Origin of the sequence: Delftia sp. Cs1-4, assembly GCF_000214395.1 — a bacterium.
Classification (GTDB): domain Bacteria; phylum Pseudomonadota; class Gammaproteobacteria; order Burkholderiales; family Burkholderiaceae_C; genus Comamonas; species Comamonas acidovorans.
The window spans coordinates 1,944,813-1,968,193 of the sequence record NC_015563.1 but is presented as its reverse complement, the minus strand read 5'-3'; the positions used below and the strand labels follow the sequence as shown (position 1 = coordinate 1,968,193).

Below are 23,381 nucleotides of genomic sequence, written 5' to 3'. Positions count from 1 at the left end.
ACTAATTAAGCACGCCATCCCCCATTGGAAGGGTGTCGCCTTTGGCTTCATGAACCAAGCCCGCGAAGTAGTCGACCTGCGTTGCGGCAAAATGCACGTCCGCTGCCATCTCGCGCACGGGGTTGCCGCAGTTGATGGCATCCAGAAAACCCAGCTCCTCAGCGTGGGTCCGCAGCCTGTTACCGAACTCCCGCAGCGCCGCAGCACGAACCGCTGGCTTCGTATGGCGCCATGACTGAAATGCCAAATGAGCCGCCTGTACAGCGGCATCCACATCTGCTGCGTTGGCGTTGGAGACGGGCCCCAGATCCTCCTGGGTCGCGGGGTTCAGAGTTCGACCGTAGCCTCCTTGCGGCACATGAAAGCGTCCGCCGTAGAACAGATTGCGGCACTCCGGCAACGCGTAGGCGTGTTCAGTGTGCATCGGTTCACTCCCCAAACGCTTCTGTGAAAAGGCCCAGGCGACGGTAAATCTCGCGGGTTGAAACCTGGAAAATGCGTGCTGTGCCGCCCTTGGCCTGATGGCTGGCCCACAGGTTGGCCGGCATCGTGAAGACATCATGAGGCGACCACTCGATAGTTTTTTCACCGATTTGGCTGACCCCATGGCCTTCGACGACGAAGCACATTGCCGCTGCGGAGCTCTTGTACTTGCGCGTCGATTTCCCGGATTCCAACTGAAGCAAGGTGCTGTCGATCAGGTCCATGGAGGGACCGCCAGTTAGCGGGTTGCCGTAGCGCACCTCCCGGGAACCATCTGGTGCCGCAGGTGAGGCAACGAGCGCACGCACCGCATCTACCCACGGATAGCGGAAGATGGGTGAATAGCTACGGCTTGCATGGTCGCTGCCATCGAGCTTAGGCACGATGCCTGCTGCCGTGAATGCCGAGTCCGCCAACTGGGGTCGCACATCGCGTGCAGGGCCAGGCTGGAAGCCCGTGGTGCCCAGAAAGTGATGCAGCATCACATCCAAAACATCAAGCCAGATGATGGGATCCTTTCCTTCGTTGACATGTTCATGCCAGCACCAACCAGGTGTAAGAATGAGATCACCGGGCTCCATTACGCAGTCCTTGCCATCCACGATGGACTTGACGCCCCCGGTGCATTGCACGACAAAGCGCAAGGCGTTCATCGGATGACGATGGGCACCAGCCCGCTCACCAGGCATCACACACTGAAAGTCGAACATGAGCGGGCCTGTGCCTGCCTCATCCCAAACATGGAGTCGCTTCGGATTCGTCATCAGCAACACGCGTCGATCCAGTACGTGTGTGGCGCGCATCTTGGCGGTCTCTTGGATGATCGGTAACATGGTAGACCAGCGCCAGATCTGCGCCTCCTCAATCTGCTTTCCAAAGCTTGTCGCCGGAACACTCTCCCAAAGGGGAACAATACTGTTGTCTTTGTAGGACTGACGGAGTTCCGGCGGAACGACGTCTTCTGTCACTGGTTTCGAATGGTCACTCATGGTCATAAACCTTTCTGTTGGATTGAAAGAGATAGGGGGTTGAGATCAGGCCGAGAATTCGCTCTCAAGCTGCTTCCATCTGCGACCGCACTCGATGGCACCGTCGCGGTAGTTGTCCGGCAACTCAAGGTAAGGCGGTCGCGGAGGACCCGGATTTACAAGGCCGGCTGCTGCAAAACGCAAATGAGCGATCTGGATGCTGTAGTCCATAAAGGCCGCCAAATCTCCGCCCACAAACATGGCCGACTCCGCCCAGTTGCACTTTTCTGAAAGCTCCTTGGCGCGCTGCCAGTCACCTGCCAGTATGGCTTGCGACAGCGCCATGTTCACAGTAGGTGCGCAGGCCACGCTGCCAGACCAAGCAGCGAGGGCAAGTTCTGGCAATTCTTGGGCTGCAGCCAGCCACGCAGTAGCCAAGGGCAATATCCGCATCTTCTCACCCACAGCACGCATGTCTTTGGCCAGTGCAGGCCCACCGGTGTGCTTGGAAGCAACCACCTCTGGGATCTTTGCCAGTTCCAGGTAGGCCTCGGTGGAAATCTTGCCTTTGAACGCCACCGGGTTGTCGTAGGCCACCATCGGTACGCCAGGTAGCGCAGCAGCAATGTCCTGGTAATAGCGGACGATAGACTTGTCATCCATAGCCAACCACATCGGGCGTCCAACGAACAGGCCATCGACACCGATGTCCACCAACACACGAGCACGCTCAATCGTGTCGCGCGTATTCAGGGTCGTCACACCGGCAAACAAGGGACGCGAACGTTTGTTGGTTTGTACGACACAGTCTACAAAGAGCTGCGTTTCAGGCCAAGTCAGCGTGGCACCTTCACCGAACGTACCGGTTGTCGCCAAGATGTCAATCTTGGCCGTGTTCAAAAACCGAACCATCTTTTCGGTTTCCGAGAGGTTCACGGATTGCTGCGTTTGCCACTTACTGGCATCCTCGGTAGCGGGCGTCGGCATGATGCCGAAGACACCGCGGAAATCAGCGGGGGTAATTTTCATCGGGTTCTGTAGTTGAGTTAGTTGAGTTATAAAATGCTTCATGCGTGGGTTGCATCCAAAGTGCAAGGCAATTTGCGCTACTTGACCAGCCCTTCTGCACGCATGGCTGCTTCAACGGCTGGCCGTTGTGCAATGCGCCCAAGGTAAGAACCCAGCCGCGTCAGTTCCTGAACATCGATGCCGGTGAACTTCGTCCAGCCAGCAACGACGAACAGATAGACATCAGCAACCGTGAACTGCTCGCCAACAAGATAGGTCCGCCCGGCAAGTTGCGCATCGACCCAAGTCAGCCGCTGTAGCACTCTCGCACGACTTTGTGCCTTGACTTCTTCGCTGGCCTCCGGCATGAACAACGGACCGAATGCCTTGTGAAGTTCGCTGTTAATGAAAGAGAGCCACTCCTGCAGTCGATAGCGCGGCAGCACGCCCGCTGGTGGTGCCAGTCCTTTTTCCGGCGCGAGGTCAGCAATGTACTGCAGAACAACCGGCACTTCAGTCAGAATCTGCCCGTCCTCCAACTCAAGCACTGGCACGTATCCCTTGCTGTTCAAGTCAGCCAGGCTGCGGCCGTCCGAGGTCTGGCGGGTTCGAAGGTCGACAGGGACGTAATTGAAAGTCAAACCAGCCTCATGCAACGCGATGTGTGCGGCCAGTGAGCAGGCGCCAGGGGCACCGTAGAGTTTCTTAATCATTTGAGTCTCCTATGTGAATTTATAACTCTGCTATTAAAACCAGATGATTTGAAAAATTGGGTCATGGGACAATCGGTTCTAGAGCGCGCTACGGTGCTGATTTTGAATGGTTGCGACGATAGCTTGCGAGTCGATCACCTTTTTCATCGCGTCCTTGATGATTCGTTCGGCACGCCGATTGTTCACCCCCAAACCACGCAGCAATGCCATGCAGATGCCTTGCATCACCTCGCGCAGATGTAGGAATTCGTTTTGCACTTCCAGCAAACGAGCAAGACCAAGATCAGTCAAACCCATCAGCAAAACCAGACCGGCGTCCAGGCTGGATAGCTTGAAAATGCCCTGTTGAATCCCTCGGTGAAACATGGCCAAGATAGGCGCGTTGTCTGCCCGCGCCGGATTAACAACATCTGCAGGCATGTGCAGCAGCACCCGTGCCGTGATCTTGTTTTCCAGCCCAAAACGAAACACAGCCAGCAAACCCAGCGTGAGATATGTTGCGGGATCCTCGACCTCGGCGCTTATCGCATTGATGATCACAAACAATTCGGCCCGAACGGCATCATGAGCATGCGCCTTGAGTGCATCGCGATTCGGAAAATGCTTGTAAAAACTTCCCTTGGCAACATCCGCTTCGCCGACGATGTCGTCGATCGTCGCGCTATCCATGCGGCCATCAGAAATCATCCGTATAGCAGCTCCCACTAAGGCCTTGCGAGTGAGAGACTTGCGCATTTTCATCGGGATGGAAAGCGTTAAACAGGAGGATGTCATGACTGGATGTGATTCATATGTGACTTGATAGCAAAAAAAAATCAATCCTCGTCGTAGCCGACTTTGCCGCTGACGCATTGCACCGCATGATCTCGCCATCGCCTGAAATAGATTTTGGTGCATCGTTAGGGATGGTCTGCAGAAATGCTGATTGAGCGCGCTATGCGGCCCAGTCCGAACCGTGCGGACGTTCGCGGTGTTGGTATTGAGTCGTTTGATCGCACCGGGGCCGTCGAGAACGCGCCATTTCGGCCGCGTGACCGCCACGTCGTGGCACTGCAGACGTACTCATCCCATCGCTCCCATCAGCCGGCGCTTGGCCAGCCACAGATTGGCCAACGCAAACTGCGTGTGCAACTGCGCCGTGTTTTTCGCCAGTCCCCGGTAACGCACCTTCACGTGCCCGAACTGGCGCTTGATCACTCGGAACGGATGCTCGACCTTCGCCCGGATGCTGGCCTTGATCTTCTCGATGCGCTCGGTGATCGCGCCCTGCAGCGTGGTCTTGTCCAGCGCCCGGCGCTTGCCCGGCTTCATCGCCACATGCCAAGTCACGTCGGGGCCGGCATCGTCGCGTTTGTGCGCCCCCTGGTAACCAGCATCGCCCCACGCATCGGTCTCTTGTCCGTGCAGCAGGCTGTTGGCCTCGACCACGTCGTTGACGCTGCCCGCCGTACCGCGCACCGTGTGCACCAGACCCGACTCAGCGTCCACGCCGATGTGGCACTTCATTCCGAAGTACCACTGCTGGCCCTTTTTGCTCTGCTTCATCTCCGGGTCGCGTTCGCCGCTGTTGTTCTTCGTCGAACTGGGCGCCGCGATCAACGTGGCATCAACCACCGTGCCGCTCTTGAGCATCAGTCCCTTGGCGGTCAGCAACTCGTTGACCGTCTTCAGAATCTGCTCCGCCAGCTTGTGCTTCTCCAGCACGTGGCGGAACCGCAGGATGGTCGATTCGTCGGGCAGTCGGTCATCCCAGCCACCCAACCCGGCGAAGTCCCGGAACAGAGGCACATCGTGCAGCGCGTCTTCCATCGCCGGGTCCGACAAGTTGAACCATTGCTGCATGAAGTGGATGCGAAGCATCGCCTCCACCGGAAACGGCGGTCGGCCCCGGCGACCTTCGGGCATGAAGGGCGTGACCAGCGCCACCAGTTCGACCCACGGCACCACCCGCTCCATATCGCCGAGAAACTCCCGGCGCCGTGTGCGTTTGGTCGAATGGGACAGGCCCAGGCTTTGTTGCTTCATGACATGGATCGTCTCAGCCGCTTACGCGCCTTGCAAGCGCGAGCACAGCGTCGGGCGATTTACGCAGACCATCCTTATCGCTTGTAGAAAGAATGCCAGATTCTCGCCACAGTTGGATCGAGGGTGTGATACGCATCTCAATTCGAGGCGCGCGATTGCAAGTATTCGTCGACGAAATCGAGGCGGTCATTTCCCCACCACATTTCGTCTCCGATCACCACCATTGGGACGCCGAAGACGCTGCGTGCAATCCCTTCGTCGATCGACTGCTTGTATTCATTTGCGCCATCCACGGAATCTGTGAACTGCATAAAGTCATCGACATTCCAACCCATCTCTGAGGCAATCGATCGCAATACCGGTTCACCGCTAAACGCTTGCCCCATACCCCAGGTCAGGTGAAAAGCGCGGCGTACATACTCGGCCTCGCGAGCTTCCCCTGCAGCATAGAAGAAACCTGTATTCAAACGTCGGGAGTCGAAGCTTGGAGGGAACTTCAGCGGTGTGCCATATCGTTGCGCCCAGCGTTGCAGATCCCTGGAAAGGTGGGTGAGCTTGACCGGCATATCCCGGTTAGACGGCCCCACGTTGCCAATCGCACGCTTGGCACATTCAATATCAATCGGCTTGTAAGAAACCGAAATGCCATAGCGTTGCACAATCTCAGGCAACCGAATGCTGGCGAGATAGGAGAACGGACTCACAAAGTCAAAATAGAAGGAAAGCACAGAAGGATTTCCTGGAAGTAAAACGGCCATGCCACAAGCTGCCATAATGCATTTTGAGTAAATGAAGGTCAGCCAGGAACCAGCGGAGGTTGACGGTAGACCGTCCGCTTTTCTTACGAAGTTAAAAAGCTGTTCATGCTTTCAGTGTCTTCAATTGATCACAAGAAGAAGTTCACATTCTTACCAAGAAGAAACCGCTCATCGAGACTCACGACTCTCTTGAGTAACTGCAATCCTGCTTCGCCTCTGACCCATTCTTCCTCACGACCATAGGAATAGGTGGTTTCATCATGAACACGGCGGTTACGCACAACGAAGACATTGAGGAAAACCTGATAGTTGCCAGTACTTGAGGCCTTGAAAACCTCGATGTTTGACAAGAACCTCCGAATCCGCTCCGGTGGGTCAACGGACCATTGCATGCCCGTTTCAAATTGCCTGATGCGCGCATCCAAAAAATCATGGCGCTCATCAATCGTATAAACTTTGTCAGGAAGCTTGTATCTTTTGTCCTTGCGGTTCCGAAGTTGTTGGAAGTACGCTTGGTATTGGATATCTGGATGTACCATTTTCATCCACTCTCGATATTCTTCATGGTCGAGCAGCCGAGCTTCTCGATAGAGCGTGCTGACGACTTCTTCGCTTTCAGATCCACGCACTGGTATGAGTTCGTTCATTTTCATCTCCTAGATTGCTGATTTGCCTGTTATTGACCCATGAGTTCATGCTTCCAGGCATCCGGATCTAATTTCAAGATCGCCTTCCAGTTGTCGGCGCCCATAATTTCCTTATAGGCCCGGTAAAACCCTCTGTAAGAGGTTTCACCAATGGCAGATTGCCCGATCACCCCAGGAAAGTCAGGATCCAACTTGTCGAAACCGAGCCCCAGTTGTGAGTTCAACTTCCCTTCACGGGTCATTCGCCCCCGGTTGTTTTGCGTCATGGTTTCCATGTTGTCACTGTCGTCGGCTTCAAGCATGCCAGCACTTCCGAACGTCGAATTCATGCCTGATACAACGGCATTTTTCAGTTCGGCTGGCATCTCTTTTTCCACGATCGCCCACGTGAAGACCTCAATTTGGTGAGGACCACGTGGCACCCACAACTTGAACGTGTTGGTACCTAAAAGGTAGGAATTATTCGGAAAAACCGTGCCATTGAGATGCGAGCCATAAATGCGACCGACTTTCGCTCCAAGCTTCTCCACCATCTTGGGCTTCCTGCTGGCAAACCACTCCCGGTAGAGAGTGCCCGCCTTGGAATTAATAGCATGTACCGCTGGGGCACTATCCCAAAGGACGCCAAAGCCATGCCCAAATCGCGATGTCACCTGCATACCAAGACCTTCGTTGGGCGGGGCCTCATTTCCACCAATTGCCGCAAGTTCGCCGCCAAGAGCCATCAGGGATGCGAGGTGAGTCCACCCCACGTGGTAGGCATCGCCTACGAAATTTTCGGCGGGCGTCTTCCAGTTGCAGTTCAACAATGATCGACTTGGTGGCCCGACCAACTCAATGCCGCCATTGATATCCATCCAAATATCCAGGTAGAACTTCACGTCACCAAGATAGTCATTCAAGCTAGGCGCTTGAGCGTCGAAGTTGCCGTAATAAAGACCTCTGTAGCTTTCAACGCGGATTTCCCGAAGGCCGAATTTCGATTTATCCAAAGACTCACGATAGAGCTCTTTTTCCATCGGCACCACCTTCAAGGCACCATCTATGCCGAAAGACCAGCCGTGATAGGTGCAACTGAACGCACGCGCATTGCCGGCTTCCGCCGCGACAAGGCGAGCACCACGGTGAGCGCAAACATTCAGAAAGGCTTTTACGGATCCATCGTCTTGCCGCGTGACTATCACTTCATCTTCGGCCATGTAGCCAGTGGTGAAATCGCCAGGATTCGGAATCAAGCTGTCATGCGTGAGAAATTGCCAGCACTTTCCAAAAATCTTTTCAATTTCAAGATCGTAGATCTGTTGATCCCAAAAAATTCTCTTGGCTTGTAAGCCGTTTTTAACGTCAACGAGAGATTCCACGTCGACCTGGGTACGATTGGTACTCATCTGTTTCTCCTGTAATAAGTCAACCACCTAACACTGGCATGCCGAGAAGTTGTCCCTCAGCCGCCGAATTTTTCTAGTAAGCCCTTGCCACCGCTGGCAGGGCCAAGGACGCTTCGCACACCCAAGCCACCATCGCAGTTGATGATCACGCCGGTTGCTGGTGCTGAGTTGCGGGCAGAAGCCAGGTAGACATAGCTACCGGTGTACTCCTCTGTGTCAGACAGCCTGCCGATCGGGGCAATGTCTTTGACGAGGTCGGCCAAGGGTACAGAGGTTAACGACTGCTCACCCATCCCAAGCGACTTCGGTCCACGCAGATCAGAAGCAATCGCGCCAGGTGCCACACCGTTGACGCGCACATAGGGGGCCAACTCATGCGCCGCCTGCTTAATCAGTCCCACTGCCGCGTGCTTGGCTGCGGTATAGAGCACGCCGCCGCCACCTGCATAGAAAGCGGAGTTTGACAGGGTCAAGATAACTGACCCTCGGGAGCGCACCAACGCCGGCGCTGCGGCTTTGATGCCCATCACGTAGCCCTTTAGATTGATTCCAATGACCTCATCAAAGGCTTCGCTGATGGCATCGTCCGGCAGGTCGACAAGGGGGACACAATAATCCCAGATGCCGGCGTTGCCGATGAAAGTATCCAGCTTGCCGAAACGCTCCACAGCCAGTTCGACGGCCTTGCGGTTATCGGCCAAGTTGCGCACATCGCCGGGCGAGCCCGCGACCCGTCCCTTAAAACTTTCAACGAGCTCATCAAGCCCCCGTGCATTTCGATCCAACACAGTGACGTTGGCACCTTCTTCTACAAGTCTTTTTACGAGCGCTCGACCGAGACCTGCAACACCACCCGTCAAAAAAACGCTTTGTCCTTCAAGCCATGCCATGTTCGTTCATCCTTTAGTTAAAAATTAAATTGCGGTTTGCCTCCCCGGCAAAACCGGGGGATTACCTACTAGATTTATTTCGGCGAAAAACATACGACTCAAACAAAGCGATCGAAATGTAGTTGTTCAGATGGCACACGGTAATTTAGAACCAACAGCTTGTGCACCGCATCCGTCATAGGTGGCGGGCCGCAGAAATAAAAGTCGTATTGCCCTGGCTTCGGGCCGATGTGCTTCGCTAGCACCTCATGGATCAATCCGCGCTCACCATCCCAATTGGCACTCTCAGCGTTTACATCGGAGATCGCGCTAAATAATTCGACACGTCGCTTCAACTCAGGCTCACCCGCAAACACGTCTGCAACGCAATGATCCAGCGGCGTTCGGCCACCATAGAACATCAGCAGGCGCCGTTCGGTCATTGCCGGATTGCACACTGCGCCGCGCAGGATTGACAACATCGGAGAAAGTCCGGAGCCGCCACCAATGCAGACGACATCTCTACCGGTTTCGGTACGCAGATAAGCCGTCCCGTAAGGACCCTCCAACTCAATAGCATCACCTCGCTTCAGCACATCGAACAGCACCGCGGTTCCACAACCACCCGGTTTGCGTTTGACGATGAAATGCCATTCGCCAATGCCATTGGGCAGGTTGCTCATCGAGTACGCCCTTGTGCCGACCACGCCAGGCAAGCGAAGCAGCGCATACTGGCCAGGCAAAAACTCAGCTGGAGCCTCCGTACGAAACTGGAACTCGAACATGTCTTGCGTCAGTGGCACGACATCGACCAACGCCGCATGCTGACGCGTCGGCATCACCTGCGGGACATAGCCCGGCTTCAAGCGCAGCTTGATTCGACAGTCACTACCTGGTGTGCTCTGGCAGCCGAGGTGCATGCCGCATTCACGAGCTTCGGCATTCAAACCCGGCGCATTCGACCACAAATCCTTGACATCGCCCTCCAGCAACTGAAAGCGGCAACTGCTGCACGATCCGGATTGACATTCATAGGGAAATCCAAGCCCAGCCTTGAGCGCCGCAGCGAGTAGCGTTTCATCAGTGGAACACTGAAAGACGGGCGTGTCACCGGCGCCAATTCTGACTTGAAAGCTTTGTGGACTCATAGCCGTCTTTGCTTGAGGGCGCATCAGATTTCGACAAACACCTGGCCATCTTTGACGACCACAGAAAAAACCTGCAGACGCTCTTTGCATGGGAGGCTTTTCGCCTCGCCAGTGCGCACATTGAAGCTGCCACCATGCATCGCGCACTCAACAAGTTCACCCTCGAAGTAACCATCGGTCAGCAGTGCGACCTCGTGCGTGCAAATATTACTGGTCGCCAGGTATTCGCCATCAAGGTTATATATCGCCAGCGGCGGAAGATTGGCAACGTCAAACGCCCTCATCTGGCCGGGCGCCAACGAATCTGCCGCGCAAATTGGTACCAGGGTCTGTATATCACCTGCTGTGGCGTTGCTCTTAGTCATGTTCACTTATTTCCTTTCAATTAGCATCTCTAGAACTGATGCTTGGCAATCACCGCATTCGCAGTTGCACATCTTCATCTCATCCACCTAACATCATTAGTGGTTAGGAACCTATACAGATGTTAACCCGAAGCACAAGAATATTTCAATAGGGAATACCCCAATAAGGCTAAAGATGCACTAGATAGTCATTTTGAACCGCCCCGTATTTTGAGGAGGCTCTTTTCTCTGAGAGGATTGAGCCATGAGCAAGAAGTCGAACCAGTTTTCACCCGAAGTCCGCGAACGCGCTGTTCGCATGGTGCGCGAGCACCGCAGCGAGTACCCCTCGCTGTGGGCCGCCATCGAATCCATCGCTCCCAAGATCGGCTGCGTGCCCCAGACCCTCAACGAATGGGTCAAGCGCGATGAGATCGACACCGGTACCTGCACGCTCACGCGGTTTACTCGGCCGCCGGCGATCATGTGCACGACGATCATGAAGCCTGGTTACGTGGCGAATTGGCCGCCGACGGTGGCAACGCGCTGGCCACTTACCGGCGGCTGCAACCCCTCGGCTACCAGCTGGCCAGGACAAATATCGTGGATCTGCACTTGGTCGCCGATCAAGGTGGGGAACAAGACAACTTCTGGCAACTGCTGGTGCAATTACAAGACGAGCGGCTGGAGTGTCAGCTGCTTGGCTCATTCCCGCCCACGAAAGAACGCGATCTCTTGGATGAAGCGGTTGGCTATGAGCTTCCAGTCGATCAGCAAAGGCGGATTGGTACACCCACGTGTTCGTGTTCCGTGGACGGCGCGGCGACCTGGTCAAGCTGCTGTGGAGCGACGGCGACGGCATGTGCCTGCTGGCCAAGCGATTGGAGCGTGGCCGCTTCGTCTGGCCACAGGCCCAGTCGGGCGCGATCAGCCTGAGCGCGGCGCAACTGTCGATGCTGCTGGAGGGCATCGACTGGCGCAGGCCCGAGCGCACCTGGCAGCCACGAGCTGCGGCATAGAACTGCGCCGCGCGTTGACAGGACAACTCCCGTTGTAGCCACCCATCGCGCCCGGCACAGTCGTGCCCATGACCTCGCAGGAACTGCTTGCCCTGAACGCCGTGCTCAGTGGCGAAGTGCAGCGCTCGCAGGAGGCCTTGAAGATCGCGTTGCTGACGGTCGAGAAGCTCAAGGTCGAGCTGGCGTACCTGCGCCGCATGAAGTACGGCCGCTCCAGCGAGCAGCTGGCGCACGCGCAGCTCGAACTCGTGGGTGGCCAGGTCGCGCAACCTGCCGCCACGTCCGCAGAGCCCGCGTCTGGCGGTGACTGTGGCACACAGGGCAACGTCACGCCCATCGAGCAAGGCCGTCGCAAGCGGCAAGCGCGCGGGCAGGCCAGCGCCCGGGACCTGCCGGAGCACTTGCCACGACGCACCGTGCTGCACGCGCCGCAGGGCGGCTGCGACTGCCAGGCCTGCGGTCAAGGCCTTCGGCAGATCGGCCAGGACGTCTCCGAGGTCCTGGACTACGAGCCAGGCCGCTTCCACGTCGTGCGCCACGTTCGTCCCAGGCTGGCTTGCAAACGTTGCAGCACGATCACCCAGGCGCCGACGCCAAGCCGTCCCATCGACCGCTGCCTAGCCGGCACCGGCCTGCTCACGCACGTGCTGGTCAGCAAGTATTGCGACCACACGCCCCTGTACCGCCTGTGCCAGATCTACGGCCGCGAAGGCGTGCCGCTGCAGCGCTCCACCCTGGCCGACTGGGTAGCGCAAGCGGCACGCTTGCTGAGCCCGCTGGCCCAAGCGATCGGCCGCTATGTGTTGGCGGCCGAGAAGATCCACGGCGACGACACGCCGATCCGCGTGCTCGGCGGCGCCGGCGCGAAGGCGCGCACAGGGCGCCTGTGGGTGTACGTACGCGACGACCGGGCGAGCGGCGACGCTGCGCCGCCGGCCGTCTGGTTCCAATACTCGGCCGACCGCAAAGGCGAGCATCCGGTGCGGCACCTGAAGGACTTCAGCGGCATCCTGCAAGCCGATGCCTTCGCCGGCTACCACCCGCTGTACGAGAGCGGCAAGGTTGTGGAAGCAGCCTGCTGGAGCCATGCACGCAGGAAGATGTGGGACATCCACGAACGCCAACACAAGCTGGCTGGGACGTTGGCACACCAGGCACTGCAGCGCATCGGCGTGCTCTTCCAGATCGAGGCGCAGATCCGGGGCAGGACGGCGCCGGAGCGATGGCGGGCCCGCCAGGAACGCACGCGACCAGCTCTACAAGAGCTCAGGACTTGGTTGAACGCGACGCTGGCACAGGTCTCGGCGAAGTCGCCCATGGCGATGGCGATCGGCTACACACTGAGCAACTGGACCGCGCTCACGCGCTTCGTTGACGACGGCCGCATCGAGGCGCACAACAACGCGGCGGAGCGTGCGTTGAGAGGCGTCGCGATCGGACGCAAGAACTTCCTGCACCTTGGCTCCGACGCCGGTGGGCGTAGCGCTGCGGTGATCTACACCCTGGTCGGCTCGGCCAAGCTGTGCGGCGTGGACCCGCAAGCCTACCTGCGCCACGTGCTCGATCGCATTGCCGACCATCCCAGCAACCGCCTGGACGAACTCCTGCCGTGGGCGGTGGCCACGCAGTTGGGCCGAGGCGAGCACGTCGGCAAGCCAGCCTCCCAGCAGGCCGCCTGAGAGCGCTCTGCCGGCCAGCGCTGGGCACAATGGTCCCATGCGCGTCAAGCTCATCGAAGACCTCCCCATGGCGACCAGCGCCGAGCTGTACCAGCTCAGCTGGGTCATCGAGCAACTGATGGCCGATCCGCGGCGCATCGTGCAGGCGCGCCAGCAACTGCACCTGGGCCAGATGGTTCAGTTCTGGGAATGGGGCACTGGCAAGCTGCGCCCGGCCAGGATCGTGTCCATGAAGGACAGCCAGGTGACGCTGCTGGACGAGCAGAGCCAGCACCGCATCAGCGTCTCGTACGCGGCGATCGTGCTTGGCGATGAGAAAGCCGGGACAAGCGGCTCGGCCACGCCCGGTTCAACAGCCAACGCACCGCTGCAACCGCCTCCCGAGGTCCACCGCAAGGAGGACTTCCGCGTCGGTCAGAAGGTCAGCTTCTCTGACCAGAGCCTGAAGCGGCACGTCGGCCTGATCACGCGCATCAACCAGCGCACCGCGACCGTTCACTGCGACGGCCGGGCATGTCGCATCTCCTTCGCGCTGCTCCAGCACGTCGTTGACGTGACCTCCTGACGTTCAACGCCGTCGTCAAGGACGGTACTGGGCGGACTATTACGTCCACACTGCGATGGCTTCCCGTGGACGTCGAGTTCACCCCCTCGAGCGCCGTGCCGCCGCGCGGCTGAAGCCCCAACCTGCGTTGGCGTCGCGGTCGTCACCCGCCTTGGATGCCATAGCGTCGCCCGTCACGCGTGGCCGCGTCCCGCGGCACCGACGGCGCGTCCAGGCGCTCTAACGCCAACCCGCCCGCCTGGCACATCCGATCCAGGACCGATGCCACGCAGCGGGCTCGGCGGCGCACCCCGGTAGCGGCACCCCATTTCCGGACCCATCGGGCGTCGAGTCATTTCCATTCCGTGCCATCGGCTCGGATCGACATCAACCCGCGCGGGGCTGCCGCCCTGCGCGGCAGGCCTCGCGCTTTCGACGAAAGGAGTCCCTATGGACCACACAGCCCCCCACTCGCCAAGCGCCGGCGCCCCACCCGCGAACCCAGAGCGCGGCCTGCACCTGAAACGTCTGGCAAAGCGGGTGCACAAGTTGCTGACCGCAGGACACAGCGCACTCGATCCGCAACTGCTGCAGGCACTGGCCGAACTGGCTGACCACGCGCAAGACATCGTACGGCTGGCCTGCGAGCACGCGAGCCTGCTCGACATCCTGCGCGACCTCCAGGCACACGGCCAGTTCGGCACTACGGCCGCGCCCAGCGATGGTGCTCTCGCGGCCGCCAGGCAGCGCGCGCGCCGCGCCGCCGATCGCAGGCCGACCGCCCTGTGGGACCCGCACGCCGAGCGCGAGATGCTGGAGCGGCTGCTGCACGCGTGCGACGCGCACGCGCTGGACGGCATCCTGCTTGATCTGGCCCAAGCGACTGGCTACCTCGGGCTGATCGACGTCAGCTGGGGCTTCTGGCACTATGGACGCCACGCAGAGCAAGCGCAGGCGCTCGGCATGGACGGCGCCCTGCATCGGCTGCTCTCCGCGGGCTGGCAAATCCAGCACCGGGTGCTGGAAGCACCCGGCAGCGAACAGGCTGAGCGGGAGCGCGCAGCCATCCGTGCGCGGCATTGCCCGGCGTCGGCGCCTGATGCCGAGGCCAACGCATGAGCCAGTCGCCTCCGGGGTCCAAGCGCCGGCAACGGACACGGTTCAAGCCGTGATGGAGTGACGGCGCCGGCCGGAGCTGGCGTTCGCGACGCCGGCGCCTGCTGCGGCTGGCGCCCAGTGGCACGCGTGGGGGCCGGCACCCGTGCCGCCTCGGATCGTCTGATCGCCGATGCGGCGGACCGCGGGTGCGCACGCATCGCAGGTCGGCGCCGGTGGCACCCGCGCGGATGCCCATTCACTTCGCACAGGCCCGGCGACCGATGCGGCGGCGAGCCGCAACGCAGCCGTGCGCCGCGATCCAGGCCCGGTCATGGACCATCGTCCGAGGCGGCGGCCAGGTCGCGCAGCTCATGCACGTACGCATGCAGCAGGCGTCCCACGGCACGCTCGCTCCGAACCGAGGTCCGGAAGATGCACTCCACGCGCAGTTTGTCGTCGAATTCGTTGACCTCGAAGACCAGCTCAAACGACTCGCCGCTGGGGCACGCCGCGGCCGTCCTTCCGACACCAGCGCGATCGTGTTCCCGCGGTTGCCGCACGTGGCGAAACGCGATGCCCCCGCCTGCCGCCACCGGATGCGTGAGGGCTGCAGCACCCCCGGCGATGGCCAGGCGCATGTCCAACGGCATGAGGTCGCGCTCCCGGCCGTTCCCGACGGCCGCTCCCTTCGCAGGATGGGCTCCATCCGCGGCCGTCCCGGAATGCAAGAGGCTGATCGAGCCATCCTGGTGCGCTCCATGCCGGTCGAGCACAATTGCCAGCGCCGCCACGAGCAGTTGCGCGAGCGCGCAATGGCCTTGCAGCGCCGCACGCCTGAGACCGCGCAGATCGGCATCGCCGATCTCCACCAGGCGCCTGCCATCGAGCGCAGCAGGAGATCGCGTTCCGGCAAGGCAGGGATCGGGGGGCAGATGACCCGCGCCCGTGACAGAGCAAGGAGGCAAGGCCGGCCCCCGCTCACGCGTGTTCCCATGGCGTCGGGTGCCGTCCATGTGGCAAGCGTGCATCGGCGCATTCAGCCGCGGATCCCGCATGGCGCATCCTCAGCTCGACAGCGAGCCTTGCACCTCGATCCAGCAGGCGAAGAGCGCCTGGCCGTCGACCACCAATGGCGGCGCGGCGCGGTGCGCGGCGACGCCAAGACGTCGCAACAGGCGTTCGACGCCGAGCGGGGAGACCGTGATCAGGCGGCTGACGCCGTGTGACGCGGCGACGCGCAGCACCTCGCGCAGCAGCCCGACGGTGACCGGCGACGAGAACTGCCTCAAGGGATGCACGCGCGCCCCGTCAAAGTCCACTGCCGCGAACCGAGAGAGTTCCCACACATCGGCGCTGTGCGGTGGCTGCGCGCCGCCCATCAATTCGGGGAACACCTCCGCGAGGAGGTAAGGCCGATTGGTGGGCAGAAGCCGCGCGGCTCCCGCCAGCCGGCCGTCTTCGCCGCGGGCCGCGACGTAGATCGTATCGGCCCTGTCGAACTGGTCCAGCTCCATTCCCGCTTTGGTGGCCAGATCCCATCCCAAGGTTTCGATGAACACCTTGTGCCGGAAACGCGCAATGCCCTCCAACAGTTCAGGCGACAAAGATTGCGAAGTTCCTTCGACGATCTCCAATTCGGCCTCCAGCAATGACAGACGAGCCGCCATTGCATCGCCGGTCGGGCGTTGGAGGTACTACCAAACACTGGAGGACACTCATAGCGTACAGAGCGCTAGCGCCTGCTCGGTGTTGTCGCGCCACGGCAATGCGTCGACCACCGTGCCGAGGATGTCGAAATTGCGGCGCCAGCCGTAGTCGAGTCCGTTGCGATCGACCAGCATGACGTTGGCGTAGGGCAGTCCCGTGCGGACCAGCCTGACCGGCCCGTGCGCCCAGTACAGGCGCCAGTCCCAGCCAAGGCTCAAGCGCGGGTCCGTGCGGCTGGCCCATTCGCTGAAGCCCCGGATGGTCGTTGGCGCGCCGCAGCGCGCGACCTCGCCCGGGTCGCGGTCCAGGCCCGAAAGCACATGTTCCAGGCGCAGGGACAAGATGGCATCCAGCGTCAGCCGCACGAAGCCGTCGGCGTTGGACAATCGGGGCCACGCAGGCCCCGCGCAGCTGTCTTTCCATGTCATGTGAGAACCACCGCCGATACCGGGAAACAAAAGCACCGCGCCCTCATGCGCCCGCGAGTCTCAAGGATGCCAAGCAGAGCGTCAAGCCGGCACCGGCATTCAGGCGAGCAGCCCCATGGCCAGGGCCCGCACCGCGGCGGTGGCCTTGTTGGGGGTGCTGAGCTTGACGGTCGCGTTCTTGACGTGGAAATTGACGGTATCGATGCTGATCGACAGGATGTCCGCGATCTCGCCCGCCGTCTTGCCATCCACCGTCCACTTGAGCACCTCCGTCTCGCGCGCCGTCAGCTCGACGCTGCGCACGCCGCAGAGCTTGGGCTTGACGACGCGTCCCAATGCCATGTGCGCGACGCTCACCAGCCACCCCATCCGCATCCGCTTATCCGCCAGTTCCCTGACGGTGATCGGTTCGGAGGAACGCGACAGGCTGAGCATGCTCGTCACACCATACAGGTCGATGTTCGACTGGCACCAGCCATAGCGCAGGCCGGCCGACTGCGCCTCGGACCACAAGCCGCCCGCCGACGCGAACACACCGTCGCTCCAAACGAGCGGCACCTGGCTGGTGCGGCCGTGCAGCACGGTCGGGTCGATGCGCAGATAGCCGGCCTCCTCGTAGCGCATCTGCCAGGTCCGGGGATAGTTGTTGATCAGCGCCACCCTTGGATTGGTCACCGGCAGCGGCACGCGCAGCCCGAATGCGCACCATTCGAATCCCAGGACATGCGCCGCCGAAGCGATCCGCGCGAACGCTTCGGCCTCACCGCTGCTGGGATGAATGGCCCACATGAGATCTTCCGCCCAGTTCTGCATCTCTTCCCCCGTCCATGTCCCCTTCCGCGAATCCGTGGACCGGCGACGGGGTTCGCGCCAACGCCAAGCCTGCGGAGTGAGTGATATTCACTGGAAAATCGATCGAACCTCGGCGTTTCAATGCGTGGTTCGCATAGTTAGGAATTTAACATTTTCCACTTCGCCGTCGGGCGGCCCGATTCTCCGCGGCATCGGGGCGTTTTCGGGATGGCGCGCGGCGCTCGGGGAGCACGCGTCGGTGCACGGATCGGCCAGTCCGCATCTGCCCGAGGAACCGGCGCGGTTCGCTCAGCGCGCGCCCTCGCCGGCCAGAAGCGAGATCGCGCGCGCGAGGCCCCGCCGCGCGTTCCCCCTTCCAAGGCCGGTGATCAACCGGTGGAGTTCGGACAACCGCTGGCCGTCGAGGTGCATGAGGGCGCCGACGGCCTCGCCCGCCGGTCGCGCCGGAGCCAGCATCCGGCTGCCCTTCGGCTTGGAACCGAAGACGTCGATCGCATCCCCGCCCAGCCCCACCTCGCGCATGAGGTTGGCCAATGCCTGCCCGGCCGCGACGGCATAGGGCTGGAGCGGATCCGCCGGCAGCCAATCCTCGAGCATTGCGGGACGCTCGAGCGGCTGCGGCCGCGCTTCGACGCGCGCATAGCGGTCCAGGCACCGCTGCAGGAACTCGCGGGCCCGGCGGGCGTCGGGGCCGGTGGCGGCGCTCACAGTGCGCAGCGCCTGCCGCAAGGAGATCGACGCGTCGCCGGCGCGACGGCCCCGCGCGCTGGGGCGCCCGGCGAGCGCCTCGGCGCGTGCCTGCAGCCACCGGGGCATTTCCCGGCCAGCCTGGTGCGCGAGCGCCCTGCCTTCCCAGGCGTCGATGGCGGCCAGCAGATAGGCCTGCGCCGCGCGCCCGACCGAGGCCGGCGCCAGGAACTCCAAGCAGAGGTCAGTACGACCGTCGACCCGCGGGATCACATTGAGGAACAGATCCGGACGGGGTGTCGTGAGCGTGTAGCGGGCCAGCTCGGTGTGAACGTCCCTCGCCTGGTTGGGATAGCCGAAGCGCCGGAAGAGATAGGCGAAGAGATTGCCGTACTCGAGGTACGCACCCACCGTGGATGCGAGCACCGGATTGAACGGGCGCACGGCGCCATCCGGCCCCCGCCTGAGCGTGGTGAAGCACAGCGGTTCAAAGGGCTCACCTACATCGGGAAGCAAGGCCGGTTGCATTCGAAAGGACATGTTTAACACCTCCTCCCGCATCTTGACCGCGCCCAGCAGTCTTGCAACCCCGCCGCGCGTGCCGGGCGGCGACCCGGGGCCGCAGGCGGCTTCAGCCCGGCCGGCCCGGCGGCGCCCCGCTTCGTCCTGCGGATGCAAGCGGCAGGATGGGCGGCAGCTGCGGCATCGGCTCATCGGGCCGCCACGTCCAGGCGCCGCCGGCGGCAAGCACGGCCTTCTCCTTCATGGCCCGGTCCTTGACCGACATGAAGGCACTCAGGACGTGCAGGGGGACGGGCTGCCCACCGGCATCGAGCAGAAGGGCATTGGGAAAGCCCGCGGCCGTGCGCGCGTCGTAGCGCAACGGCTTGACGAAGCGGCGATGCTGCTCCACGAGCGCATGCACGAGCCCCAGTTCGTGCAGACCTTCGATCGGGATCCAGTGCTCGCTGGTCAGCATCATGCTCGCGGCATCGATTTCGTAGGTATGTTCCCGGCGTGCCCGGATCAGCGCGGCGATGACCAGGCGCACCCGGTGCCCCGTGTCCGCGTGGCGCGCCTCGATCAGCGGTCCGAACGCGCGCTGGATGCGCTCCCAGGTGCGGTGCGCCACCAGGAGCGGCGCATCCGGCGCGTGCTTGATCAAGATCCGGCAGCCAAGCGCGGTGGCGTCGCAACCCTTGAACTCGCCGAGCGCGATGGCCAGCGGGCTCTGCCCGTCGCGGGGATGCAGCACGGAGAGCTTGTCGCGGCGGCGCCGCGCGGCTTCCTCGCGCCCCGTCTCGGAAAAGGGCTCGGGCACGTACAGCCGTTCGGACAAGGCGATGCCCCGCACGGTCATGCTCTCCGCCGCCTCGAGCAGGTACTTGTGCAGGACGCCCTGGTTGCGTTTGCCTTCCATCGCGGGGGACCAGCGGTTGAACCCGGCGCTCTGGAAAAGAAAATGCATCAGCGCGCGCAGGCTCATGCGCCGGCGGGCGACCGCCACTTCCGCCGGCTCCAGCGGCTCGCCCCGGGGCACGGCGCGGCCCGCCACCCGCGTCCACGGAAAGTTCACGCGCAGTTCGAAGCACCCCGGGTTCGGTTCGAGCACTGCCTCGCCCATCAGCTCGCCCAGGCCGGACTGCTGCGCGTCCGGCTCATAGGATGGACAGCCCGGATGGTGCCGCAGGCCAGAGCCGGGCATGCGCTTGAGCACGAGTTGGCGATGGCGCGCCACGTACATTTCGATCCCGCCGGGCATGCACAGGCAGCGCGGGCGCTCGGTGGACTCATAGGCGAGCGCCAGCGCGTCCTGCAGGCGCGGATCGTCCGCGGCCAAGACGCTGCCCACAACGTTGAATCGCTGGATCTCCATGGGTGCCGGTACTCCGGCCTTCATCCTGGGCAGGCCGACGCCTGACCGCAAGCCGGAAAGCGCGCGAATACGGGGGCGTTTCGGCGCCAGCCCAAACGTGCGCCCCGCAGAAGCGCGGGACGCGCTCTGCGTTGCGCCGCGACAGGCCGGTCTCCGGCGTCGCATTCCTTGCGACGCCAAGCCCGCGTCGGGCCCCGCGCGGTCAGCGCTTTTGCGCGCGCCGTGCGATGAACTCTTGCATCGTCCGCTGGGGCTCGCCGGTCGAATAGCTTTCCAATTGGTACCGGATGCCCGCCCTGCATGCCTCGTCGAAGTCCGCCTGCGTCCGCTCGCGAAAGCGCTGCTTGGTGACGCGCAGCCCCATCGTCGGCTGCGCAGCCATCTTCGTCGCCAGTTCGGCGGCGCGCGCCAGCACGTCCTCGGCGGCGGCCAGCTCGTTCACGAGCCCCAGCTCGCCCGCGCGCGCCCCGCTGATCGGGTCCCCCAGGAGAGACAGCTGCTGATTGACGGAATGGCCGACCTGCAGGGAAATCAGGTAGGAGCCGACGATGCTGCCAAGCCCGACCTTCACCTCGGGCTGACCAAGCCGGACCTCCGGATGCGCGACGCGCAGGTCGCACAACAGCGCCATCTGGAATCCACCGCCCATCGCAAAGCCGTTCAGCGCCGCCACGATGGGCTTGTCGACATCTCGGATGGCCTGGTACATCGCATGCTGGTGGTTGAGCCATCCCGCCAGCCCCCGGGGCTCCGTCGCCGCGGATTCGTCCAGGTCCTGCCCCGCGCAGAAGGCCCGCTGACCGCTTCCGGTCAACACCAGCGCCTTCACGTCGCCATCGGCGTCGAGTGCCGGCAGGCTGCGCAGCAGGCCTTCGCGCATGTCCGCATTGATGGCGTTCATGGCGCCCGGCCGGTTCAGCGTGACGAACGCGATCCCGGACCGAACGCTGACTTGCACGGCGTCATTGATCGTTTGCATTGCTCTATTTCCTCGGGACTGAAATCAACGAATTTGGACAACCGATGCGTCGTCCGTGATGGGCTGGACGGTGTTTGCCGCTACCTCGACCACCGCGTCGACGGCCCAGACGCCGGCACCGCGAGCGCCGGCGATCAGCGGGTTCAGATCGATGGATCGGATCGCATCGCGCCGCCGCGCGGCGTACGCGCCCAGCCGCACGACGGCATCCGCCACGCTCTCGAGGTCCACGGGCGTATCTCCCCTGAGGCCCTCGAACAGCGGCGCGACGCGCAGCAGCTGCAGTTTGTCAAGGACCTGTTGCCGGTCGAACGGATACAGCAGCACGGCGAAATCCCGCAAGGCCTCGACGTACTTGCCGCCATCGCCGACCATCACCATGGTGCCGAACAAGGGGTCCTGGCGCACGCCCAGCGCGAACTCACGGGTGCCGTGGACCTTGCTCGCCACGATGACGCCGTCCGGCGCATGCCCCATGTCCCGAACGCGGCGGACACAGGCTTCCCACGCCTGCCCGACATCTTCGGCCGTGCTGCAGGTCAAGAAGACCAGGCCGTGCTCGGACTTGTGGGGTATCGCTGCGCAGCATGCCTTGACCACCACCGCCGGACCCAGATCACCCCGGGCGCGCAGCGCCTCGTCCAAGGTCGTGCACAGCCGGTGCGGCACGACAGGGATCCCCGCCTCCTCGATCAACTGCAGGCTCCGCGCCTCGTTCAGGCCGATCGCCACACCTTCCTCGGAAGCGCGAGGCGTTTCAGACAAGCCCGCCTCGTGCGTTGGGGCAAGTTGATCGCGCTCCAAGGCCTCTGCCTGCAGCCTGGCGTGGCGAGTCACCTGGCTCAATGCAGAGAGCGCGTCGGTCTCGTTGGCGAAGGCTGGCACGCCTTGCGCCCGGAATGCCTCCCGCACCTTGGCCTGCGGTGCGAAAACCACGGCCGGCCGCCCATCGCTGCGCGCCAGGGAGGCCACCGTCGCCGCCATCCCTGCGATGTCATAGCCTTCGCCGGCCACTGGGACGCCGACCAGGAACATGCCGGCCTGGGGATCGCCGGCCAATGCGCTCAGCGACCGTGAGAACAGGCTGCTGTCCGACATCAGCGCAGCCGTCAGGTCCATCGGATTCTGCGCCGCGGCAAAACTCGGAATGATCTCGCGCAGCTTGTCCGTGGTGGATGGGGCCAGCGCCGCCAACCGGATCTTGAACCTCGCGGCACCGTCGGCGGCAAGCACCCCAACGGCCCCGCTGTTGCTCAGCACGATCAGCCGCTCCGCGGCGCGCATCCCGCAGGAAAGGTAGAGATCCACGGCATTGACGAGGCCATGGACATCCTGCGCCCGCCAGATCCCGTGTCTTTCCAGGAAGGCATCCACGGACACATCGTCATTGACAATGGCGCCCGTGTGCGATGCGGCGGCCTTGGCGCCCTCGTCGCTGCGTCCGGCCTTCAGCGCGACGACCGCCGCGCCCCGTGCGTTGGCCGTTCGCGCGACTTCGGCAAGGACCGTGGCATCGGTCAAGGATTCAATGTACAGAAGGACCACGCGGATCTCGGGATCCGCAGCCGCGACCAGCGCGAGTTCGGCAACGGACGCGTCCGCATCGTTGCCCGAAGCGACGACATAGCGGACTCCGATTCCCCTTTCGCGAAGCAGGGCGTAGGGCATCACGCTGGCCGCCCCGCTCTGGCTGATGATGGCGACCGGTCCATCCAGTGCCTCGGTTTCCATGAACATGGTGCTGAAGTTCAGCACCGCGCCGGTACGGAAGTTGGCAATCCCCTGCGCATTGGGACCGACGAGGCGTACACCGTACTTTCGGGCGCACTCCAGCAGGGCCTGTTGGCGTAGGACACCCTGCGGGCCGGCCTCGCCAAATCCGGAACTCAGGACCACGGCTGCGCCGATGCCGCGCGCGCCGCATTGCGCGATGGTGCTCAGCACCTGCTCCTCGCCCACCGCGACCACACACACATCGGGCTTGATCGGCGTGTCGGCGAGCGTCGCAAGCGCAGGCGCTCCCTGGATGAATTCCCGCTTGGGATTGATCGGATAGACGGTGCCCTGGTAGCCGAGGTGCTTGAGGTAGTACAGCGGCCTGCCGCCGACCTTGTTGCGGTCTTCGCTGGCACCGACGATCGCAACGCAACCGGGACTGAAGGCGCGCAGCAGCCTGGAATCGATAGCTGTCATGTGTGTG

Annotated in this window: 24 protein-coding genes and 1 pseudogene; 5 read left to right on the top strand and 20 right to left on the bottom strand. The window is 62.1% G+C overall.

Going from position 1 to position 23,381, the window contains the following annotated elements; all coding sequences use genetic code 11:
• Window position 1 precedes the first annotated feature (1 nt).
• The 12 genes from DELCS14_RS08760 to DELCS14_RS08705 form a co-directional block, all read right to left on the bottom strand.
• Entirely contained in the window at window positions 2-424 is a 423-nt protein-coding gene (locus tag DELCS14_RS08760) for an aldehyde dehydrogenase family protein (protein ID WP_043795853.1), read from the bottom strand.
• 4 nt (window positions 425-428) lie between these two features.
• The gene (locus tag DELCS14_RS08755; RefSeq protein WP_013801312.1) at window positions 429-1,472 is read right to left on the bottom strand and encodes a cupin domain-containing protein; all 1,044 of its coding nucleotides are present in this window, start codon (window positions 1,470-1,472) and stop codon (window positions 429-431) included.
• 45 nt (window positions 1,473-1,517) lie between these two features.
• Complete coding sequence (locus tag DELCS14_RS08750; protein WP_013801311.1) at window positions 1,518-2,480, bottom strand: dihydrodipicolinate synthase family protein; 963 nt, start codon at window positions 2,478-2,480, stop codon at window positions 1,518-1,520.
• 77 nt (window positions 2,481-2,557) lie between these two features.
• Entirely contained in the window at window positions 2,558-3,172 is a 615-nt protein-coding gene (gstA, locus tag DELCS14_RS08745) for a glutathione transferase GstA (protein ID WP_013801310.1), read from the bottom strand.
• 78 nt (window positions 3,173-3,250) lie between these two features.
• The gene (locus DELCS14_RS08740) at window positions 3,251-3,946 is read right to left on the bottom strand and encodes a TetR/AcrR family transcriptional regulator (RefSeq protein WP_013801309.1); all 696 of its coding nucleotides are present in this window, start codon (window positions 3,944-3,946) and stop codon (window positions 3,251-3,253) included.
• 288 nt (window positions 3,947-4,234) lie between these two features.
• Window positions 4,235-5,197 carry an IS5 family transposase gene (locus tag DELCS14_RS08735; RefSeq protein WP_013801308.1) on the bottom strand — a complete coding sequence of 321 codons (963 nt, stop codon included), beginning with the start codon at window positions 5,195-5,197 and terminating at the stop codon, window positions 4,235-4,237.
• A 137-nt stretch (window positions 5,198-5,334) separates the two neighbouring features.
• Window positions 5,335-5,925: a 2-hydroxychromene-2-carboxylate isomerase gene (locus DELCS14_RS08730; protein WP_013801307.1), complete on the bottom strand. Its 591-nt coding sequence runs from the start codon at window positions 5,923-5,925 to the stop codon at window positions 5,335-5,337.
• 158 nt (window positions 5,926-6,083) lie between these two features.
• A complete protein-coding gene (locus DELCS14_RS29760; protein ID WP_013801306.1) occupies window positions 6,084-6,602 on the bottom strand; it encodes an aromatic-ring-hydroxylating dioxygenase subunit beta in 519 nt (172 codons plus the stop codon).
• A gap of 29 nt (window positions 6,603-6,631) precedes the next feature.
• Window positions 6,632-7,990, bottom strand: a complete 1,359-nt coding sequence (locus DELCS14_RS08720; RefSeq protein WP_013801305.1) for an aromatic ring-hydroxylating dioxygenase subunit alpha — start codon at window positions 7,988-7,990, stop codon at window positions 6,632-6,634.
• A 56-nt stretch (window positions 7,991-8,046) separates the two neighbouring features.
• Window positions 8,047-8,880, bottom strand: coding sequence for a 3-(cis-5,6-dihydroxycyclohexa-1,3-dien-1-yl)propanoate dehydrogenase (gene hcaB / locus DELCS14_RS08715; protein WP_013801304.1), 834 nt, complete (start codon window positions 8,878-8,880; stop codon window positions 8,047-8,049).
• A gap of 98 nt (window positions 8,881-8,978) precedes the next feature.
• The gene (locus DELCS14_RS08710) at window positions 8,979-10,007 is read right to left on the bottom strand and encodes a 2Fe-2S iron-sulfur cluster-binding protein (protein WP_043795849.1); all 1,029 of its coding nucleotides are present in this window, start codon (window positions 10,005-10,007) and stop codon (window positions 8,979-8,981) included.
• 23 nt (window positions 10,008-10,030) lie between these two features.
• A complete protein-coding gene (locus DELCS14_RS08705) occupies window positions 10,031-10,372 on the bottom strand; it encodes a non-heme iron oxygenase ferredoxin subunit (RefSeq protein ID WP_013801302.1) in 342 nt (113 codons plus the stop codon).
• Between the two features lie 244 nt (window positions 10,373-10,616).
• On the opposite strand from DELCS14_RS08705, the pseudogene DELCS14_RS30410 reads away from it, so the two are divergent.
• The 5 genes and pseudogenes from DELCS14_RS30410 to DELCS14_RS08680 form a co-directional block, all read left to right on the top strand.
• Window positions 10,617-10,796, top strand: a pseudogene (locus DELCS14_RS30410) (IS3 family transposase); the annotation flags it as partial.
• A 352-nt stretch (window positions 10,797-11,148) separates the two neighbouring features.
• On the top strand, window positions 11,149-11,370 hold the full coding sequence (gene tnpB / locus DELCS14_RS08695) for an IS66 family insertion sequence element accessory protein TnpB (RefSeq protein WP_157158244.1): 222 nt from the start codon (window positions 11,149-11,151) through the stop codon (window positions 11,368-11,370).
• 68 nt (window positions 11,371-11,438) lie between these two features.
• The gene (locus tag DELCS14_RS08690) at window positions 11,439-13,049 is read left to right on the top strand and encodes an IS66 family transposase (protein WP_013801300.1); all 1,611 of its coding nucleotides are present in this window, start codon (window positions 11,439-11,441) and stop codon (window positions 13,047-13,049) included.
• A gap of 37 nt (window positions 13,050-13,086) precedes the next feature.
• On the top strand, window positions 13,087-13,614 hold the full coding sequence (locus tag DELCS14_RS08685) for a hypothetical protein (protein WP_013801299.1): 528 nt from the start codon (window positions 13,087-13,089) through the stop codon (window positions 13,612-13,614).
• Window positions 13,615-14,043: 429 nt separating this feature from the next.
• Complete coding sequence (locus tag DELCS14_RS08680) at window positions 14,044-14,712, top strand: hypothetical protein (protein WP_013801298.1); 669 nt, start codon at window positions 14,044-14,046, stop codon at window positions 14,710-14,712.
• Between the two features lie 308 nt (window positions 14,713-15,020).
• Here the strand turns inward: DELCS14_RS08680 and DELCS14_RS08675 are convergent, their stop codons facing one another.
• From DELCS14_RS08675 to DELCS14_RS08640, 8 genes are all read right to left on the bottom strand, one after another.
• Window positions 15,021-15,560: a hypothetical protein gene (locus tag DELCS14_RS08675; protein WP_043795845.1), complete on the bottom strand. Its 540-nt coding sequence runs from the start codon at window positions 15,558-15,560 to the stop codon at window positions 15,021-15,023.
• A gap of 195 nt (window positions 15,561-15,755) precedes the next feature.
• Window positions 15,756-16,358 carry an acyl-homoserine-lactone synthase gene (locus DELCS14_RS08670; RefSeq protein ID WP_013801296.1) on the bottom strand — a complete coding sequence of 201 codons (603 nt, stop codon included), beginning with the start codon at window positions 16,356-16,358 and terminating at the stop codon, window positions 15,756-15,758.
• A 48-nt stretch (window positions 16,359-16,406) separates the two neighbouring features.
• Window positions 16,407-16,826, bottom strand: a complete 420-nt coding sequence (locus tag DELCS14_RS08665) for a DUF4902 domain-containing protein (protein ID WP_013801295.1) — start codon at window positions 16,824-16,826, stop codon at window positions 16,407-16,409.
• Between the two features lie 99 nt (window positions 16,827-16,925).
• Window positions 16,926-17,639 carry an autoinducer binding domain-containing protein gene (locus DELCS14_RS08660; protein ID WP_043795843.1) on the bottom strand — a complete coding sequence of 238 codons (714 nt, stop codon included), beginning with the start codon at window positions 17,637-17,639 and terminating at the stop codon, window positions 16,926-16,928.
• Between the two features lie 288 nt (window positions 17,640-17,927).
• Entirely contained in the window at window positions 17,928-18,866 is a 939-nt protein-coding gene (locus DELCS14_RS08655) for a hypothetical protein (protein ID WP_013801293.1), read from the bottom strand.
• A 91-nt stretch (window positions 18,867-18,957) separates the two neighbouring features.
• On the bottom strand, window positions 18,958-20,202 hold the full coding sequence (locus tag DELCS14_RS08650) for a DUF1173 family protein (protein ID WP_013801292.1): 1,245 nt from the start codon (window positions 20,200-20,202) through the stop codon (window positions 18,958-18,960).
• A gap of 202 nt (window positions 20,203-20,404) precedes the next feature.
• The gene (locus tag DELCS14_RS08645) at window positions 20,405-21,181 is read right to left on the bottom strand and encodes an enoyl-CoA hydratase/isomerase family protein (RefSeq protein ID WP_013801291.1); all 777 of its coding nucleotides are present in this window, start codon (window positions 21,179-21,181) and stop codon (window positions 20,405-20,407) included.
• A gap of 24 nt (window positions 21,182-21,205) precedes the next feature.
• The gene (locus DELCS14_RS08640; RefSeq protein WP_013801290.1) at window positions 21,206-23,374 is read right to left on the bottom strand and encodes an acetate--CoA ligase family protein; all 2,169 of its coding nucleotides are present in this window, start codon (window positions 23,372-23,374) and stop codon (window positions 21,206-21,208) included.
• Window positions 23,375-23,381 lie beyond the last annotated feature (7 nt).